This window comes from Oceanobacillus sp. J11TS1 (assembly GCF_018333215.1).
Lineage (GTDB): Bacteria > Bacillota > Bacilli > Bacillales > Amphibacillaceae > Oceanobacillus.
Map to the genome: position 1 here is coordinate 1 of NZ_BORO01000035.1, position 18,370 is coordinate 18,370.

The following is an 18,370-nucleotide window of genomic DNA, read 5'->3' on the forward strand; positions in this document are numbered from 1 at the left end:
GGTTCATAGGCCAAGACCCAACTATGGAAAAAAGCGTTGGCCTTACCACCAAGGCTACCATGCCCACTACTCCATGTAAAACCGGTGCACTTCCTGGGAATTTACACATACTTATTGACAGTACCCGCTTTTTCATTTTTGGGAGCGGTCCGGGATGGGGATGGAGCGCTTTTTCTTTTTTGGGAGCGGTTCGGGATGGGGGTGGAGCGCTTTTCCCTTTTTTCGAGCGGATTCTGATGGAGTTGGAGCGCTTTTTCCTTTTTTGGAGCGGTTCGGACTGGAGTTGGAGCGCTTTTCCCTTTTTTGGAGCGGTTCGGACTGGAGTTGGAGCGCTTTTCTCTTTTTCCGAGCGGAGTTCAAGGACATTAATAAACCCTCCTGGAAATCCCAAGAGGGTTTATTACATTCGTTATTTGTTATGCTTTTACCCAATAGGCTGCTTCATTACTGGAAGGGGATGGTGGGAATTGTTCCCCTTTTTCAATATTAATGGTTGTATTGTCATTGCTTGAAGATCCACCATTTACAAGACTATCAACCTTAAACTTACCGCTTTCGGGTGCGTTTTCACCTGTTTTGTATTTATTGTCTGCCATCTTTCTCCACCTCCAGAATTTATTTTAGGTTAACTCTTAGACAAGGACCGGAAAATCCCTGCTGAAAGATTACGATGCAGTTTATATTTCTTTTGCTTGTCATTAAGAATTATTGTTGCTATAATTTTGTTGTTGGCGGGCTCGTTGTTTACCGCCTTTTTGACCTATCTCTTCGTAGAATTCCTGATCATGATTTTGTGAAGTTGTTTCTCCGCCCTTTTGGCCTATCTTTTCATAGAATTCTCGATCATGGTTCTGCGAAGTGGTTTCTCCACCTTTTTGACCTATCTCTTGATAAAATTCTTTATCATGATTCTGAGAAGTAGTTTCTCCGCCTTTTTGGCCTATCTCTTCATAGAATTCTTGACCGTGATTCTGAGAAGTAGTTTCTCCACCTTTTTGACCGATCTCTTCATAGAATTCTTGACCGTGATTCTGAGAAGTTGTTTCTCCGCCTTTTTGGCCTATCTCTTGATAAAATTCTTTATCATGATTCTGTGAAGTTGTTTCTCCGCCTTTTTGACCTATCTCTTGATAAAATTCTTTATCATGATTCTGAGAAGTTGTTTCTCCACCTTTTTGACCCGCTTCTTCTACCGTCATTTTGTTGTTTTTATCATTATTATTCTTAGCCATTTCTTTCATCTCCTTTTCTTTTATTAGCGATATTGATCGCCTTTGGTTATTCTATATCCATTACTGTCTATGGCTAAACATGAAATTTGTCATTTTATAATTGAAAACTTTGTTGAAAATCAATTTGATATTCCAATATTGTTGTCTGCCATCGTTGTTTATCATTAAGAATTTGTGTTGCTATTTTCACGTTGGCGGGCGCGTTGTTTACCGCCTTTTTGGCCAATCTCTTCGTAAAATTCCTTATCATGATTTTTGGAAGTAGTTTCTCCACCTTTTTGACCGATCTCTTCATAGAATTCTTGACCGTGATTTTGAGCAGTAGTTTCTCCGCCTTTTTGGCCAATCTCTTGATAGAATTCCTTATCATGATTTCGTGCTGTTTGATTGCCGCCTTTTTGACCTGCTTCTTCTACCGTCATTTTGTTGTTTTTATCATTATTATTCTTAGCCATTTCTTTCATCTCCCTTTCTTTTATTTAACGATTTTCATCGTCTCTGGTTATTCTATTTCCTCTACCGCCTCTTCCTAAACATTAAAACTAGCATTTAATACTTTTGTAACTTGTTTGAAATTATTTTAATAAGTTCATATTCTAATCAATATAATGAGAAAAGCCCGAGACCATCGTATTTAGGATAAGATAAAAGATAGAGATCCTAGTATCTATCAAAATAGAAAAAGAAATCGAGTCGATGCTTTTCCAGATGAATGAATGAACCGACTAGCTGCCAAAAATAAAAGCAGATATAAAAGTGATAACCATGTTTAAGGCGAAACCATTGTTGATTTCGCCTTCTTCTATATTTATGTGCTCTGGAAAGTAACTTTCTTATCCGGATTCGTTGTTTGATACCAGTGATAAAAAAGAATTGTTATTAATACAATGTCAATGATATCTCCTCCGTAATACATAACTTGCGCTCCTATTTCCGCATGATATTTAGGAATTCCTTCTGGAGGAAATGCATAAATGTATTTTGATAAAATACCATGTCCAGCAAGTGCGATGATAAACACCACTGTTCGATAAGTATAGCTATAACGATAGCGTATTGGATCTATATATAGCACTGCTATCGTAAAAACGTATCCTGCCATAAATACATGAAAATGTATCAGTAAAAATAAGAACGTGCTTTCATGCATCTTTACATATAAAATCTGTCGTGTATAACAGCCACAGACCTCCAATATTTAGGACGGTTGCTATAATAGGATGTACTAAAAAACGAAACAACTTAGCGTGGAGTATTTTCACAATTTTTCTAGCTATTTGAACCGGTACCGTTCTTAATAAAAGCGTCATAGGGGCTGCTATTGCTAAAAGCAAAGGTCCTAGCATTCCAAGAAGCAGATGTCCAACCATATGCCATCTGAAATCCATATGAGCCCGATCAGCTAAAGGACCTACAAGAGATATGAAAACACATAGTATACCAGCAATCCAACATAGATATCGATACTTTGGCCAACTTCTTAATCTTGACTGCTTACTGCTCATAAATCCTAGAATCAGATATGAGACGGCGAATACAAAACAAACGATTCCAATAACCCATGGGATTGATGGGTCTAAATATTTATGACTCATGAAGTTCCCTACTTTTCTTCCTGGTACTTACTATGATTATAATGCCATTAATAAGTATGATTGCAGCTATGACATTCCATACAAGGTCATAGATAAAAACATTGTCTACATAACGAATCTGGTGAATCCGCATGATCTTATGCTGGATAATCCCATCATATAATTGAAATAAGCCTGTTCCAAACATCATACCGCCCCACCATCTTTTCAACCAAAAAGCTTGCCTTCTTCGTAAATCACTAAGCATGAATAAACCACCAATTGTTGCAAACCAACTAAAGGCATGAAATAAGCCATCGGAAATAAGCCCTACCGCTGTAGTGGAAAGATCATAAAAATGATGCCATCGTAATAATTGATGGAAAACAACTTCATCAATAAATGCCGTGAGCCCAAGCCCAAATAGAAAACCGGACCATAAATTTCGTGAAAGATATCGCTTTTCATATTTTCTGTGTTTATTTAATGTATCCATTCAACTTCCTCCAAAAGTGAGAAAAGGAATCCAAAGGGACTCCCCTTATTACAAATTATTGTTCTGCTGTACTTTTTGTCTTTTTTTGAGAGTTACTTCTCTGTGTAGCGTCCCAACTTTTATAGGAAAGTATGTGTTTTTTAATAAATTTTTCAAAACGCACCTATGAATGCGCCTTTTTAACGCAGTGATAAGAAAAGTTTCTAGATTTTGGAAAATGCAACCATATAAATAGAAAGTGATAATACTAATATGCGAATAAGGATTAATCCCAGGGGAGAATCAACCTTTTTAGGTGATTCATATTTAGAAATTTATCTTAAATAATTCGTCTAATTACTCTCAAATCAGAAATAAAGTGACTAGAAAATACACATTATCTCAGATTTCAAGCTAGATTAATTTAGTGAACAGTTTTACCTGAGTATATGTTTGTCCCATTCAACTTCAATTTATTTTCACATACTATTAATTGTAATATTTTTTAATACAAGGAGGATTTTGGAAACTCTATTCAAATCCAGGTCACGGTTGATCGGATCCAGATGCGCAAAACAATGGACTAATGGAAAAAGATATTACATTAGATATTGCACTTAAAATACTCACTATGATCAATCTATTTTAAATATATAGGAAAGATTGATCAATGGGACTATGAAAAATCTTAAAAGTATCATTAAATAAATTAACATTTCAGATTACTATATAATTTATACCTTCTTTGCTTTTCCTCATCCAATCTTAAGGTTTTAAGCCCTGTCATTACGGTTAATACATTATTATAGTTTCTAAAGTTTGCCTCGCCCATTCAGTTTCGTGGCATTTAGCATCGAAGGAGGTAGATAAATTTTGCAAGCAATGAGCTATATTCTCTTAATACTCATAGGTTATATTGTTTTTACGATTGATAAAAAACAAAAAAATTTCCCAGCTCCTACTGTATTGCTCGTTCTGGGACTTATTCTTTCCTTTATTCCCTTTTTTTCATCCCTGGGAGTAATCAAATATATGATTTATCATATATTCTTACCTCCCTTGTTATTTTCTTCTGCCTATCGGTTGCCAGCCAAAGGTTTGAAAGAAAATGCATCTATTATAAGTTTTTTTGCCACGGTTGGTCTTATGCTAACTGTAGGGTTGCTAGGAGTTAGTATTTATGTAATAAGCGGATTGTTCGTACCCTTATCATTTATAGGCGCCTTAATAATTGCCTCTATATTAACGCCAACAGACCCAGTTTCTGTGACTACCATTCTTAAAAAATCAACAGGGGATGAAAAAATAGCGGATGTGGTAGAAGGTGAATCACTGATTAACGATGGAACAAGTATCGTAATATTCACCGTTCTGGCCGGAATGCTGACAGAGGGAAAATCATTCGATCTTTTTTCCTTTTTCGGTGAATTCTTGTTCGTCTCACTCGGAGGTGCCTCTCTTGGAATATTATTTGGTTGGCTTGTCAATAAACTTGTACATTTTACACATAATCGTGAATACCAAGTTATGCTGTCTATTGTCTTAGCATTTGGTGTATTTAATCTGGCTGAAATGTTTCACGTTTCTGGTGTCCTGGCAACAGTTTTCGCCGGGATTATGCTTTCTCTTGAGTTTGGAAAGTCTAGCAAAGAAGATGAATTACGCGACAAACTGAACGGCTTTTGGAATATTATTGAATTAACTATATTAGCCTTAATTTTTCTATTGATTGGAATCCAGTCAGCTCAATATCTACTATTTGATGCTTGGGGATTTGCTCTCATAATCTTTCTGCTCTCTCTGATCATCCGTTTTCTAATTATATTCGGAACTACTCAGCTGTTTCCCCGCTGGCGAAAAAAGATTAATTGGAGAGAATCTATTTTGCTTACATGGTCAGGCTTAAAAGGAACGATGTCGGTCTATCTCATCCTGAGCCTTCAATCGATTGGAACAGGAAAAGTAGATTTGATCGTATCATTGGGATTCGCAGCCGTATTAACCTCATTAATTGTTCAAAGTCTAGGTGTATATCCACTATCTCAAAAATTGATAAAGAAATAGTACTAGAAATACACTCGGATAAAATAAGTTTACCCGAGTGTATTTCTTATTTATCGTATGATTCATACATATTGGTTTGAGATCTGGTAATAACTATTGTTTCTTTCTACTACTTTACTTTTAAAGGGCTGAGGATGGCTAGAGAACAGGCGTTGTTTTGCAACGATGACTTTGGCACGTCCAAGGACTGCGTTACTTCCCCACCGAAAACGTCGAAAACCAGGAAAAATGTGATGTTGATTGTAATATTGTGTTTATAGTAGAGAATGGGTGTGTTTGAAAGCATACCTTTTTCATGATACTGGCAACTCCATTTTTTCAGCACTATCATTCTGTTCTTTGTACGGTAAAGCCAACATTGATACGATTACCGAAAAATGATTTCTTAACATCCTCATTTTTGAGCCTTGGGTCCTCTTGGCTTTAATGATAGAAAAAATAAAAACCTTATTTGTAGTTTGATTTTAAACCCCTCATTAGATTGTATTCCCTTGATGAAAAGGAAATCTTTCAGAAAATATTATTCTTCATTCAACATCTTCTAAGAGCTATATCGTTAAAGAGAGGGAAGAGGAATAGTGGAGTTGGGGTAAATTTACTATCACAGTGGCCTTAAATTCAAAAAGGAAAATGGTTAGTGACCACCCTAATGGCAAAAAATTTTTTACTGAACGGTATTCATGATTTCAGCCCTATAATAGAAAAACGAACAGATTAGAAAAGTGATTGCAGTAATAACCTTTTCAACCAATAACACTTTGAAGAAGCATAAAGAAGCTCACAATCAAATGAATAGATGTTAAACTTAAACCTTGCAGACTTAAATCCAGAATTAACACCACATTCTCTAAGACAAACCACATATCACTCTTAGAAAAAAACAGGCGTTGCACCCGCAGGCCATTCAACTGACTAAATAACAAAGGATGTCTATCTCTATGTAACGCAAGAAATGAAAAAAGAGGCCTCTCAAAAGTTAAGTGAAATCATGAGAAGCCTCCGTTAATTCACCTCAATGTTAACAAAATGTTAACATCACACCCTCATCTTACATAAAACTCACTCACATTAAAGGTCTAGACGGCTTACATCATGCCGCCCGTAAGGTGAGAGTGTGTAATATCTTTAACCGTATTACGAGAAGTGTGATATATCAAGGTTTTTCAGAATCAAAAGTGTAACATCTTTAACTAAAGAGTACAGCTTTTCATGATATTGCGTTAGTCAAATGTTAGCATTTAGTTCCACTTTTTCAAATGTGTTTAGCGATAGAACAAATAGATATTAGAGTAAGTGCCAAACCCTGAAAATTAACCTAAAAATTCGATTGCCTTTTTAAATAATAAATTAACATTTTCCGGTTTATTTATCGAATGTCCTTCATCTTTAAAAACTAAATAGTCAATTTCCTTTTTGTGTATTTTACATAAATTAATATATTTCTGTACTGATTCAGTATCTATTTTATTATCTTTTTTACCATATGCAATGAATATTGGACACTTAATATTTGAGATATAATTTATAGGTGAATTCTCAATTAACTTTTCCTCCTCTTCAAGTTTACCAACTCTTTCATACAATATCTTTTGGGTATATTCAGGCATATTCTTTAAAAAAGCATGTAAATCCACCGGTCCTGATAAAGCAAGTGCTTTATCATAGTCATTTTTATTTTTAGATACTTCAAGCAGTGTTAGATAGGCACCATAACTAATACCAGCAATAACAATTTTTTTATTATCAAATATTTTTTGTTCGATGATCCATTTATATACTAGATTAATATCATAGAGATCTGCTTCCCCCCACTTTTTGTGAGAACTTTTTCTGTAATTCTTTCCATATCCACTACTACCGTGATAATTTGGGCAAATAACAACATACCCTATCCCTACAAGAATTTCTCTTAATTTATCGTATCCAGGTCTTTCTTGTTGATGGGGACCACCGTGTAACAAAATGAAAGGTGGTCTATCTTCTAAGCTCTTTCCTCTTTGAGTGTATACATTAATAAACGGGCCCTTATTGCTAATTTTATAATTTAAATGGCTAATTATTATCTTATCGTTTTCCTGATTAAAATTTAAATACTCAATTTCCATTTTGGTGTTAATAACTCCGATATCCAAGGGAAGATTAACATTACTAATTTTAAAAATTATATGTTCTTTATTAGAAGCTAACCCATTTATTAATCCTTCTTTTTTAAGATCTATTATTTTGAGTTTATTTTTGTATAATTTATGGATTTCAGACAGTCCATTATTATTTATTAACAAAATTAAATTACCCTGATGTTCTAAGAAATCATCTATATCCCTTTCAATAGATAAGTAAATTTTATTATATCTATCGATAAGTTTTCCCTCCCTTAAATTTTCAATATTCAAACTGTAAATTGAATGATACTCTGTAAACTCATCTGAAAGAAGATAAATAAAGGATTTATCTTCTGAAAATTTTATTTTTTTAATGGAGATTGGCTTAGAAACATCAATGTAAACCTCTCTTTCTTGTAGATCGATAAGGCGAATGTTTAATTTGTCTTGAAAAGTATTTTCTGTAAAAATTATATAATTTTCACCTTTAGATATATCGTTTATTGTTAAGACGTTATTTTCACTTTCATATAATATCTTTTCTTTTTTACTTTTCTTCTCTATCGTTTTTAAAATGAACCTTTTGAATTTATTATTATAAACATTTAGAAGAATTAAATTTAAGGAAGGTAAATCAAAAAATTGTATTATATCATTTTTTGATATTTCCACACTGATTACATCATCATTAACTCCATTCATGGAGTTAATAAAAAACTTTTCTTTTGAAGAAGTATCTTCTACTAATCCTAGATATGAATTCTCACTTCTTTTATCAATCCCCAACACATTATATGTTGGGGGTGGCTCATAGTATGTTTCAATACTTTTTTCATATAAATTATATGAATAAAAAACATTTTGATTTAAGAAGTATATCTCTCTCTTATTCATAAGAAGATTGCTAATAACATTTTCATCCATCCTGTGCCAGCTCCTTCGATTTTTGTGCCATGATATAATGTTTTAAAGAAGGCAAAAAGTAACATATCATGGATACCAAAACAAAGACTATTCCTATAGACATAAATATAAATTCAATATTAATATATTCTGTTAAGAAACCTGAAACCGTATACCCTAATGGAGTAACTATACCGATAAAAGTCTGGGAGGTTGCAAAGTACCTTCCCCTTAAACTTTCGGGTACAATCTCTGTTTGAATATTCACCAACGATAAATTAGCTAAGGAGATAAAAACTCCTAACAAGGTTAATAATGCTAGGGAAATAATTAAGTTTTTTGACAGAGAAAAAGATAATGTCATAGTTGCGGCTAAGAAAAGTGAGAGAGATAACACCATTCTGGAATCAAATTTCCTTACTAATATAGTTGTCAAAATTCCACCGATCATCATACCTATAGGAAAAAAAGTTTCCATTAAACTATATCCTACTGCGCCTTTATTCAATACTACGTCCGACCAAATACCTAGCAAAACTAGAAAAGGAGAAAAACAAAAAAATAAGATAAGGATTAACGGCATGGTATGCAACAACACTTTATTTTTATAAATAAAAATATATGTTGACTTAAAATCAGAAATAAAAAGATTAAAATTATACCTAGTGTTACTTTTACTATCTGAGCTTCTTTCATGCTGATCATGATGAGAGATTTTATTATTGATTAGAAGTAATATGAAAGAAGAAAGAAACATGGCTGAAATTAACAAATAAAATAATACTCCCATTGATAAGATGAGAATCCCGGTTATCGATGCCCCTCCTATTATCGAAAGTTGTTCTATGGTAAATAACTTTCCATTTATAGAAGAAATTCTACGCTCCCCTAATACAGTTATCATATTTGTTCTCACCGCAGGAGAATAGATTTGATTTAAAACGCCTACTATTAATAGAGCGATGCAACATATTAACCAAGTAAACCCAAAAATATAAATTGATAAATATAATAAAAGCACTACAAAAAACTTAAAAAAATCACAAGAGATAATAAGAGTGTTTTTATTTAACTTATCCACAATTAAGCCAGTAACCAGACCCGATAAAGCTGCTATTCCTGATACGCCACCTACAAGTCCAACTATTTTTGCAGAATTGGTCTGTTCCCATACATACCAATAAGTAAAGATAATGATAGCAGTGTTGCTAAATCTTGAGATAGAGTAGCAAATTAACAATATATATTCCGATACTAATTTAGTATTTTTTTCTTTTGCTGAATTGTCAACCAATTGTCCTCACCTTTTATCCTATCAAATATTTCCCAGCCTCCCCATAGGTGAGGAGATTGTACGCAATTACCTTCCAAGTCATTCCAAATACATTCTGTTGCCAATTCAATATCCTTACTATTTTTACTTATTGAATCATTAAGGACTCTAAATCTCAATAATAACTTATCACTTTCAACGTCCTCTTCTATTAAAGTTCGAATCATAGGTACGTTTGAATACGCACTTAAAGTAGCTGGTCCTTTAGGTTTAACTATATAATGACCTAAAAATTCCTCTCCAACAAATTGGTTATGTTTATTTTGATTCACCTGATTTAGTCCATTTAATTCAGGTAAAATACACACTATACAACCTTCTTTAGCTAACTTTATTGCTTTTTTAAATGATGATATTGATGTTGGCAAACCTATAAAATTATTTGACAGATTCGGGTAATATTTGTTAATAATCTTTCTCTGATATAAAACTGCTTCATCATGTGCAAATAAAGCAATTGGTTTATTAAAGAGATGTAACATTACTGAAGGTAACAATTGAAATAAACCCCAATGGTAAAAAATTAAAACAAATCCACTTTCGTTTTTTTCTTTTAAGTAATTAATAGTATTTGCTCCCTTAATATTTATTAACTTAGATGCTTCTTCTTGAAGTCTAAGAAAGTAATAAGCAAGAGTGCTTGGTTTAAATTTTGCATATTCCGTATATTTGTCGGTTACAGTATCTAAGTCAATGTTTCGTTCGTATAAATTGGTATCGTATAGTTGTTCATAAACAAAGGATCTAAAATATCTGAAGTATTCATGATATAAATTGTTCTCTTTCATTTGCAAAAAATGGAATAGATTTTTTAATTTAGAGTCATCATTAATTGTTTTTCTAAGTTCGGTGTAGGTTTCGTAGCTTCTTATTAATTCTTCAATAGAAAATAATCCTGTGGAAAAGTCCGATACTTCTGTATCAAATTTTTTCACAATCTAAAACCCCCTCCTGTTATGAATCATTCATGTTATTGATCACTAGCATTCTACCAAAAGAAAACATTAATAATTTAATTACATAATGGCTGTTTATAACATTAAAACTACCTTCCTCAATTACTCTTTAAAAATCTATTGGTCACACATACAGGTTTCCATACCCTGAACATATTATTTTCTTCAAGTTCATTCAAGATGAAAAAGTATTAGTTGTATTATAAACTTTTATTTTCTACAGAACTCTTAGATTTACCACAAAATTTGCATTCTGGGTGTCTATTAAAATGGTCATATTCCATAGCTATATCCAAAAAATCTAATTCTCCTTTTTTCCCTGATAATAATGGTACATTTATTTCACCAATTACTTTAATAATTTCAAAACTATGAATACATGCCACAATACTAGATAAAAGGTTTAAGCTTGGTGCAGTTTGGGTTCTTTTTTTTATTAATTCGTATTCATGCCATTCTGGTAACTTGACTTGTAATTCATAACATCCCCAACAAGGGGTTTCGTAGGGAATAATAGTGGGTCCAATCATGCCTAAATGGTGATTGTATCCACCACCAATTATATGAGGTATAGATCTTTCCATACAGTACTCTGCAGTTAACATACCTGTGGTAAAAACGTCTGGCTCATCTGTACAGTTAACGACGAAGTCGACCCGGGTATTAATAATTTGCTCTAAATCGGCAGCGTTTGTAAATTTTAACTCATATTTATTTATTTTAATTTTGGGGTTTATGATTTTCAGCTTATCTTCTATAACATTAATCTTTTTTTGTCCAACGTCTTCAATTGAATATAAAATTTGTCTATTTAGATTGCTTATCTCAACCTTGTCATAGTCAATTATTGTAAGCTCTTGTACTCCAAGCTGCGCCAGGTAATAAACAATCCATGATCCTAAACCACCGACACCTATTATAACTACATGCGAGTTTTCAATTTTCTTATGGGTTTCCAATCCCCTATCATTTCCCGATAAACTACTAAAAAAGTCTATTTGACGCTGATATTTATCTTCTTCTTGTCGTAGTAACCTACCATTTACTTGTGGGATAACGCTTATATCAACTAAAGTACTCAGTACGTTATTCACATCTGTCTGGCTAATATCTTCATAAAATTTGACTAGGTTATTAAAAATATCTATATTACTTTTTTTTCCGCCAATAAGATTAATTAATCTAATAACTTTTTCATCTGTTGTAAATGTATGAATTTTATTAGTAGAACTATTTATAAACAATAATTTATCTTTATTTTTCCGGATTTCAATACTACCAGATATTAATGGTATCATATACATAAAGTATCACCTTCATTTAATTTGACCCTGATAATGTTTTCAAAAGACTATTTATTAATTGATTTAGGTCCTTTATTGTCTTAATCTCGTTAATGCTGAATTCTTCTAATTCAATATCATATATCTCTTCTAATCCAATCATTAGGTCAACAATATCAAGAGAGTCTAACTCTAAGTCATTAACAATATCTGTATTATCATCTAAATTGCTTGGCTCAATATCTAATTCTAAAACATCGCAAATATCACTCTTTAATTTATCTATTTCTAAGCTTCTCATATTCTTCCTCCTTTTGTTAAGAGGAGAGGGAAAGTTATTATGATAGATTTAACACTAACATGCAGTATCTGATGATTTGCTAGCTTCTACTAATTCTACTGTTTCTTCAATTTCAAATTTCATAGTATCACCACCTTAATTCTTGTTAATTTTCTATCCCTCTCCTTGTAGCTTATTATAAATTAACAAGAGTGAATAGTCAAATTATTCACTCCATAAAGATAAATGAAAATAAATAAGCGTCTTACCCTAGGTTGTAAACACGATTTTTCCTAAAACAGGAAAATTTTACAGTTTCGAGAGTGATTGAACCGGATTTACATGATGCTTACATTAGATTCCAATCAGGGATAAAGTATCAACTGTTGCTTGTAAATCCCATCTTCCAGACTTCTCTGAAACTTAGCAAAATCTTTAAATATACTATCAGATACTTTAATGTTATTGCCTTGCTTTACATCCGAAAGCAGAGCGGCCGCTGCTACTTCAGCATTTTCCTTTGATTTAAAGAGACTTCCAGAACGTTGTCGTCTTTTCCCTGTTTGGGGATATAGTCCAATATCTATTATAAATGACCACTCACAAGTGCAATTGTCTTCATCACACTTGCAATCTCTCTTAAAATAATGTCCTTTCATAGTGTTTAATTTACCTTATTCGACGTCTATTTATATTCATTATGATTTCAAAAGAGTGGTTACGAATTTACAAGGATAGGACCGGAGCAAAACTTGGCACTATACGTTTAAGAGAGTATGGAATCATTAGGTTATTTCCATATTTTGCTCACTTAAAACTTAAAAAGATCATAGAAGAAATGTATCAAGCAGCATTAGATAATCTTAAAAAACGAAATGGCCAAAATCTTGCTAGAAGTACAAAAGAAGGTGTTCACACGACTGGAAAAATGATCTTCAAAATGGCTACTAGGAAAAAATTCTTTAAAGATGATCCTACTAAATTTGCCTATATAAAGAAAGAACAAGAAGTTATTGTTGAAAGGAATAAAGAAGAACTTGCTTTGTTTTAAAAAACAGCAAAGAATCGTGGACTTGAGCATGACTACTTAATGTTTCTCACCCTCTCCTATACAGGAATTAAGGTTGGAGAATTAGTTGCCCTCAAGTGGAAAGATGTAGATTTTATTAATCAAACGATTAACAAGGCCTTCTCCAGCCAAAACTGGCTCCGAACAAATTACGAATAAGACAATTAATAAACCTGCTGATGAAGTTATTTTAGGCAAGCATGGCTCCGGCAATGACTGGGAAAAGTCACTCGGAGGTCAATTTAACGCATTACAGAAACTTGTTAATGAAAAATTAGGAGCCCAACCTAAACCTAAAGCTAAACCAAAGCCCGACCAAAAATCCATTGATCAGCTAGTGAAGGATAGCTGGTATACATGGCAATGGAGATAAGCGAAAAAAATCTCTTGGCAAAAACTATCAAGCTGTAATGGATATTATTAATGGCAAATCCTCTAAATCCAGTAACTCTTCGGCCAAAAAGTCCAAGACTGTTAAAAAGGGAAGTAAAGTCACTGCAACAAAGTTATACACTACATCATCTAGCAATAAAAATGTCCGCAGTTCTAGTATTACTGGAATTGTTGATACAGTTAACAATAGCTGGAGAAATGAAATCCGTTTGAAAAATAGTGGTGGACCTTATATGGGATTTACAAGGAAACAGGATTTAAAAGAATAAAAATTCCTCCATTGTGGGGGCTTTAAATAATAAAAAATCTTAAGCTATATAATATCACAATAGAGTTACAAGTGTTCTATTCCCTCTATTGTCAGTATTTCACCACCAGCTCCATTAGACGTCCATCTATGCGCCGCGGGCGTCTTTTATTCTATCATGCTAAATAAAACGTAAAGCCTCTTTCGGCAGTACCAAAAACTTTAAGGTAGAATTTTTTACTTTGCTATCATGAGACTTTTTTTATTTTGTACTTTAAATGTAATTAAACATGATTTTTATTAGTTAGTAGATCTACCAACCAAAAAACTAAACTTGGGTAAACGGAAAGTAATATAAAATTTATTATTATCTCCTTGTTTGTAAGATCAGGTAAATCAGCTAATACCCAAAATGTGAATAGAGCAATTATAATTCCAGCTATAAGGTGAAGTAAGACGTTTAATGTATTCCTAACCCCTGTATTATCAATACCTAATGTTATTTTATCAACTCCCATTGAAACAAGGATACCTGCAAGGAAAACAACAGGAGCTGCATACATAGAAATTACAATAGAACCTAATAACAGTTCAGAAATAACTATAGATAAAGATGTATCAAATTCTTCGCTTGCTGTCTCTATTATAGCTGCATTCACAAACCCTATATTAAGAGTAGTAATTATTGCAGGTATTAACTTCATTTTAAATAAGGACATATTTTTTAACATGTTTAACTCCTATATCTACATTATTAGATAAATTTAAAAACGGATATTAAATGTTTCATTTGGAGCCCCAGGTACGAGATACCAAAAACTTTTCCTTGGAAAAGTTTTGAGTTCTGTCCAACCCATGTCATTGTACGCTACTCCCAGATATCATGATTTGGGGCTTTGTCTTTTGAGCCTCGTAAGCTACCACTATAACTGCTATTCATTTTCCCTATATATTGGTAATTGATATTAGGGTATGATTTCCCGAACGGAACTCCTACATCATGGTTGACTTCCCATTCTACATTTTTATTATTTTTAATTAATGGGAAAAATTTATACCTGAGCTTTTAGCTGTATCTCTTTTGACTATTTCATTACTAGTTTTATTTTTGTAGAGGATGGATTCTCCCACTTTTCTTTCTTGCCTTAACTCTTTGCCACCCCCCTGGTGACCATCCCGCATATACATCAGATTGTGTTCGGAATTTATTTAATGTTGGATGAAAACCAAGTCCGTCGCCTTTTAAATATCCACCTGTATAGGATTCTGATTTTTCATTCTACTTCCCGAGAAAAAGTCGTATACCTAAAAACAATACTATATTTCACTGCTTGTGGCTTTATATCTGTTGAAAAAGGGATTGCAACACCTTCTAGTTCTTCCGTGTCTACTTCTTCCAGCAAAACCTTTATTTTCTTCGCTACTTCTCTTCTATCTCCAAATAATTTATCCGTTCCGTTTGTTGTAATTCAACTTTCATCAATTGAGATAGTGATTATTTTTATATTTTAAAAGTTCATACAATAGAGCACAATTGCTGAAAGTTATTAATTATGTAATCAGAATTACTATTTTTTTCTTGCCCATCAGTAAAATAACAAGCACTTATCCCTGCGTTCTTACCTGATAATAAATCTAAATCCCTATCTCCAATCATTATAGCCTCTGAATGAATCATATTATATTTGTTAATTAAATAATTTATTGCATCGGGACTTGGTTTTCTCTCAAACCCTTGTTTGGATGTTATAAAGTCGGAAAAATAATCATATAAACCAAAAAGTTTCAATAACTCAATGGAAGATTCACCACGGTGGGTAAGCAAATAATTTTGTCTATTAGTTGAATGAATGTATTTACAAATTTCTTCGATTCCCTCAAATGGTTTAGATAATTCAAATTCTGCCTCTTTTTTTCGTTTTTTATATTTGGTTACAAATTCATTGTCTATTTGGTATTTCTTTTCATAGTAGCTTAAAGCAAATGACGCAGATACCTTCATTTGTTTCAAAATTTCCTCCACTGGTTCTTCTATTCCTTGTTCTTTAAGCAATTCCCTAAATACTTTTGCCATCACTGGATAAGTATCAAAAAGAGTACCATCAAAATCCCAAATTATGTGCCTGTACATTTTAATCCCCCTTGTATTTAAATTTATAACGCTGTAGAGATGTACGTTAGAGCCCACTAGAAAAGTTAAAAAGAAAGACTACTTCCCTCAATTATATCAGGAAGTAGTCCTTTGTTTATAAACTATTTATACATTAAACAGCTTCACAGGGCAGATGACTTACATCATGCCGCCCATTCCACCCATTCCGCCCATGTCAGGCATTCCGCCACCGCCAGCATTTTCTTCTGGCTTGTCAGCAACAACCGCTTCTGTAGTTAAGAACATTGCTGCAACAGATGCTGCGTTTTGAAGTGCAGAACGGCTTACTTTTGTAGGATCAACGATACCAGCGTCAACCATGTTTACCCATTCGTTTGTAGCTGCGTTGTAACCAACACCTACTTCTTCACCTTTTAAGCGTTCTACAATAATAGAACCTTCTAGGCCAGCGTTATGAGCAATTTGACGTACTGGTTCTTCAATAGCACGAAGAACGATATTTGCACCTGTTGCTTCATCGCCTTCAAGAGATAAATCAGCAATTCTTTGGTGTACATTTACTAATGCTGTACCACCGCCGGCTACAATACCTTCTTCTACTGCAGCGCGAGTAGAGTTAAGCGCATCTTCAATGCGTAATTTACGTTCTTTTAATTCTGTTTCTGTAGCTGCACCAACTTTGATTACTGCTACACCGCCAGCTAGTTTAGCTAGACGCTCTTGTAATTTTTCTTTATCAAAATCAGAAGTAGATTCTTCTGCTTGTGCGCGGATTTGTGCAACACGGCTAGAGATTGCTTCTGTATCTCCAGAACCTTCTACAATAGTTGTATTTTCTTTTGTTACAACTACTTTTGCTGCGCGACCTAATTGCTCGATGCCAGCAGATTTAAGATCTAGTCCAAGATCTTCTGTAATTACTTCACCGCCAGTTAGAACAGCAATATCTTCAAGCATTGCTTTACGGCGGTCACCGAATCCTGGAGCTTTTACAGCTACTGCGTTGAATGTACCGCGTAATTTGTTAACTACTAATGTAGCAAGTGCTTCCCCTTCTACATCTTCAGCGATCATAAGAAGCGGTTTGCCTTGTTGAACAACTTGTTCTAATACAGGCAATACTTCTTGGATATTTCCAATTTTCTTATCTGTGATTAAGATATATGGATCTTCTAGTACTGCTTCCATTTTATCTTGGTCAGTAACCATGTAAGGAGAAGCATATCCACGATCAAATTGCATACCTTCTACTACTTCAAGCTCTGTGTTGAAGCCTTTGGATTCTTCAATTGTAATAACACCATCGTTACCTACACGCTCCATCGCTTCAGCAATTAATTGACCTACTTCATCATCTGCAGCAGAGATAGAAGCAACTTGTGCGATAGATTCTTTTGACTCGATAGGTTTTGAAATAGCTTTTAATTCCGTAACAGCTTCAGCTACTGCCTTTTCAATTCCGCGGCGGATTCCAACTGGGTTAGCACCAGATGTTACGTTTTTAAGTCCTTCACGGATCATTGCTTGAGCAAGAACTGTTGCAGTTGTGGTACCGTCCCCAGCAACGTCATTTGTTTTAGAAGCTACTTCAGATACAAGCTGTGCACCCATATTTTCAAATGCATCTTCTAATTCAATTTCTTTTGCGATGGTTACACCGTCATTTGTAATTAATGGTGAACCAAATTTTTTATCTAAAACAACATTACGTCCTTTTGGTCCTAATGTTACTTTTACTGCATCTGCTAATGTATCAACACCACGCAGCATTGCGCGACGAGCGTCTTCACTAAATTTAATATCTTTAGCCATGTTAAAATTCCTCCTTCATCATGATTCAAGGTTTTATTATAAATTTGATTAGTTTACAATTGCTAAAATATCATTTTCACGAAGAATTAAGTATTCAGTACCTTCATATTTTACTTCAGTACCAGCAAATTTAGAGAAAATAATGCGATCTCCCTCAGAAACTTCTAATGCAACTTTTTCTCCATTTTCCACACGTCCAGATCCCACTGCAACTACTTTACCCTCTTGCGGTTTTTCTTTTGCAGAGTCTGGAAGTACGATTCCGCTTGCAGTTGTTTCTTCTTGTTCGACAAGTTTGATAACAACACGATCTCCTAATGGTTTAATCATGTAGAAATGCCTCCTTAATTCCAATTATTATAATTTTATTAGCACTCTTCGTTAACGAGTGCTAACTCCAATTATTATATTAATTAATTCTCGTAAAAAATGCAAGCACGATGACGCAAAAATTTTAAATTAAGTAATCGATGTTTCCAAGCATGATTTCATGTACTTCTGATTATAATTTTCAGTGATACATATGTTAGAATA

General features: G+C 33.5%; 19 protein-coding genes and 2 pseudogenes. 4 read left to right on the top strand and 17 right to left on the bottom strand.

The window, feature by feature from the left end; all coding sequences use genetic code 11:
- Positions 1–416: 416 nt before the first annotated feature.
- From KI343_RS17855 to KI343_RS17875, 6 genes and pseudogenes are all read right to left on the bottom strand, one after another.
- Positions 417–596: a YjzC family protein gene (locus tag KI343_RS17855; protein ID WP_212927781.1), complete on the bottom strand. Its 180-nt coding sequence runs from the start codon at positions 594–596 to the stop codon at positions 417–419.
- A 252-nt stretch (positions 597–848) separates the two neighbouring features.
- Positions 849–1,232: pseudogene (locus KI343_RS17860) on the bottom strand (KGG domain-containing protein); the annotation flags it as partial.
- 185 nt (positions 1,233–1,417) lie between these two features.
- A pseudogene (locus tag KI343_RS17865) lies at positions 1,418–1,687 on the bottom strand (KGG domain-containing protein); the annotation flags it as partial.
- 353 nt (positions 1,688–2,040) lie between these two features.
- The gene (locus tag KI343_RS20250; protein ID WP_244857085.1) at positions 2,041–2,334 is read right to left on the bottom strand and encodes a cytochrome c oxidase assembly protein; all 294 of its coding nucleotides are present in this window, start codon (positions 2,332–2,334) and stop codon (positions 2,041–2,043) included.
- A 40-nt stretch (positions 2,335–2,374) separates the two neighbouring features.
- Entirely contained in the window at positions 2,375–2,827 is a 453-nt protein-coding gene (locus tag KI343_RS20255) for a cytochrome c oxidase assembly protein (protein WP_244857087.1), read from the bottom strand.
- Positions 2,817–3,302: a DUF2243 domain-containing protein gene (locus KI343_RS17875; protein ID WP_212927784.1), complete on the bottom strand. Its 486-nt coding sequence runs from the start codon at positions 3,300–3,302 to the stop codon at positions 2,817–2,819. Before KI343_RS17875 ends, KI343_RS20255 begins: the two co-directional genes overlap by 11 nt.
- Positions 3,303–4,163: 861 nt before the next feature.
- Here KI343_RS17875 and KI343_RS17880 point away from each other — a divergent pair.
- Complete coding sequence (locus tag KI343_RS17880) at positions 4,164–5,345, top strand: cation:proton antiporter (protein WP_212927807.1); 1,182 nt, start codon at positions 4,164–4,166, stop codon at positions 5,343–5,345.
- 1,310 nt (positions 5,346–6,655) lie between these two features.
- Here KI343_RS17880 and KI343_RS17885 read toward each other — a convergent pair.
- The 6 genes from KI343_RS17885 to KI343_RS20660 all read right to left on the bottom strand — a co-directional run bounded on the left by KI343_RS17885 (position 6,656) and on the right by KI343_RS20660 (position 12,861).
- Entirely contained in the window at positions 6,656–8,371 is a 1,716-nt protein-coding gene (locus KI343_RS17885) for an alpha/beta hydrolase family protein (RefSeq protein ID WP_212927785.1), read from the bottom strand.
- Positions 8,364–9,644, bottom strand: coding sequence for an MFS transporter (locus KI343_RS17890; protein ID WP_212927786.1), 1,281 nt, complete (start codon positions 9,642–9,644; stop codon positions 8,364–8,366). Before KI343_RS17890 ends, KI343_RS17885 begins: the two co-directional genes overlap by 8 nt.
- On the bottom strand, positions 9,605–10,618 hold the full coding sequence (locus KI343_RS17895; protein WP_212927787.1) for a lysophospholipid acyltransferase family protein: 1,014 nt from the start codon (positions 10,616–10,618) through the stop codon (positions 9,605–9,607). Before KI343_RS17895 ends, KI343_RS17890 begins: the two co-directional genes overlap by 40 nt.
- Positions 10,619–10,839: 221 nt before the next feature.
- Complete coding sequence (locus KI343_RS17900; RefSeq protein ID WP_212927788.1) at positions 10,840–11,943, bottom strand: HesA/MoeB/ThiF family protein; 1,104 nt, start codon at positions 11,941–11,943, stop codon at positions 10,840–10,842.
- Between the two features lie 16 nt (positions 11,944–11,959).
- A complete protein-coding gene (locus KI343_RS17905) occupies positions 11,960–12,223 on the bottom strand; it encodes an acyl carrier protein (RefSeq protein WP_212927789.1) in 264 nt (87 codons plus the stop codon).
- Positions 12,224–12,567: 344 nt separating this feature from the next.
- Positions 12,568–12,861 carry an Arm DNA-binding domain-containing protein gene (locus tag KI343_RS20660; protein WP_212927790.1) on the bottom strand — a complete coding sequence of 98 codons (294 nt, stop codon included), beginning with the start codon at positions 12,859–12,861 and terminating at the stop codon, positions 12,568–12,570.
- Between the two features lie 179 nt (positions 12,862–13,040).
- On the opposite strand from KI343_RS20660, the gene KI343_RS17915 reads away from it, so the two are divergent.
- From KI343_RS17915 to KI343_RS20670, 3 genes are all read left to right on the top strand, one after another.
- The gene (locus tag KI343_RS17915) at positions 13,041–13,253 is read left to right on the top strand and encodes a hypothetical protein (protein WP_212927791.1); all 213 of its coding nucleotides are present in this window, start codon (positions 13,041–13,043) and stop codon (positions 13,251–13,253) included.
- A 205-nt stretch (positions 13,254–13,458) separates the two neighbouring features.
- Complete coding sequence (locus tag KI343_RS20665) at positions 13,459–13,644, top strand: hypothetical protein (protein WP_374705452.1); 186 nt, start codon at positions 13,459–13,461, stop codon at positions 13,642–13,644.
- Positions 13,625–13,933 carry a hypothetical protein gene (locus KI343_RS20670; RefSeq protein ID WP_374705453.1) on the top strand — a complete coding sequence of 103 codons (309 nt, stop codon included), beginning with the start codon at positions 13,625–13,627 and terminating at the stop codon, positions 13,931–13,933. Before KI343_RS20665 ends, KI343_RS20670 begins: the two co-directional genes overlap by 20 nt.
- Before the next feature lie 262 nt (positions 13,934–14,195).
- On the opposite strand, the gene KI343_RS17930 is transcribed toward KI343_RS20670, so the two are convergent.
- From KI343_RS17930 to groES, 5 genes are all read right to left on the bottom strand, one after another.
- The gene (locus tag KI343_RS17930; RefSeq protein WP_212927792.1) at positions 14,196–14,642 is read right to left on the bottom strand and encodes a hypothetical protein; all 447 of its coding nucleotides are present in this window, start codon (positions 14,640–14,642) and stop codon (positions 14,196–14,198) included.
- A gap of 543 nt (positions 14,643–15,185) precedes the next feature.
- Positions 15,186–15,314, bottom strand: coding sequence for a hypothetical protein (locus tag KI343_RS20395; RefSeq protein WP_280530149.1), 129 nt, complete (start codon positions 15,312–15,314; stop codon positions 15,186–15,188).
- A gap of 113 nt (positions 15,315–15,427) precedes the next feature.
- The gene (locus KI343_RS17935; RefSeq protein ID WP_212927793.1) at positions 15,428–16,042 is read right to left on the bottom strand and encodes an HAD-IA family hydrolase; all 615 of its coding nucleotides are present in this window, start codon (positions 16,040–16,042) and stop codon (positions 15,428–15,430) included.
- 159 nt (positions 16,043–16,201) lie between these two features.
- Entirely contained in the window at positions 16,202–17,836 is a 1,635-nt protein-coding gene (gene groL / locus KI343_RS17940; RefSeq protein ID WP_212927794.1) for a chaperonin GroEL, read from the bottom strand.
- A 48-nt stretch (positions 17,837–17,884) separates the two neighbouring features.
- Positions 17,885–18,166, bottom strand: coding sequence for a co-chaperone GroES (gene groES / locus KI343_RS17945; protein ID WP_212927795.1), 282 nt, complete (start codon positions 18,164–18,166; stop codon positions 17,885–17,887).
- Positions 18,167–18,370 lie beyond the last annotated feature (204 nt).

Excerpts from the sequence above, each read along its gene's own strand:
- KI343_RS17855 (WP_212927781.1), bottom strand. The coding sequence starts at position 596 with ATGGCAGACAATAAATACAAAACAGGTGAAAACGCACCCGAAAGCGGT.
- KI343_RS20250 (WP_244857085.1), bottom strand. The coding sequence starts at position 2,334 with ATGGCAGGATACGTTTTTACGATAGCAGTGCTATATATAGATCCAATA.
- KI343_RS20255 (WP_244857087.1), bottom strand. The coding sequence starts at position 2,827 with ATGAGTCATAAATATTTAGACCCATCAATCCCATGGGTTATTGGAATC.
- KI343_RS17875 (WP_212927784.1), bottom strand. The coding sequence starts at position 3,302 with ATGGATACATTAAATAAACACAGAAAATATGAAAAGCGATATCTTTCA.
- KI343_RS17880 (WP_212927807.1), top strand. The coding sequence starts at position 4,164 with ATGAGCTATATTCTCTTAATACTCATAGGTTATATTGTTTTTACGATT.
- KI343_RS17885 (WP_212927785.1), bottom strand. The coding sequence starts at position 8,371 with ATGGATGAAAATGTTATTAGCAATCTTCTTATGAATAAGAGAGAGATA.
- KI343_RS17900 (WP_212927788.1), bottom strand. The coding sequence starts at position 11,943 with ATGTATATGATACCATTAATATCTGGTAGTATTGAAATCCGGAAAAAT.
- KI343_RS17905 (WP_212927789.1), bottom strand. The coding sequence starts at position 12,223 with ATGAGAAGCTTAGAAATAGATAAATTAAAGAGTGATATTTGCGATGTT.
- KI343_RS20660 (WP_212927790.1), bottom strand. The coding sequence starts at position 12,861 with ATGAAAGGACATTATTTTAAGAGAGATTGCAAGTGTGATGAAGACAAT.
- KI343_RS17915 (WP_212927791.1), top strand. The coding sequence starts at position 13,041 with ATGTATCAAGCAGCATTAGATAATCTTAAAAAACGAAATGGCCAAAAT.
- KI343_RS17930 (WP_212927792.1), bottom strand. The coding sequence starts at position 14,642 with ATGTTAAAAAATATGTCCTTATTTAAAATGAAGTTAATACCTGCAATA.
- KI343_RS17935 (WP_212927793.1), bottom strand. The coding sequence starts at position 16,042 with ATGTACAGGCACATAATTTGGGATTTTGATGGTACTCTTTTTGATACT.
- groL (WP_212927794.1), bottom strand. The coding sequence starts at position 17,836 with ATGGCTAAAGATATTAAATTTAGTGAAGACGCTCGTCGCGCAATGCTG.
- groES (WP_212927795.1), bottom strand. The coding sequence starts at position 18,166 with ATGATTAAACCATTAGGAGATCGTGTTGTTATCAAACTTGTCGAACAA.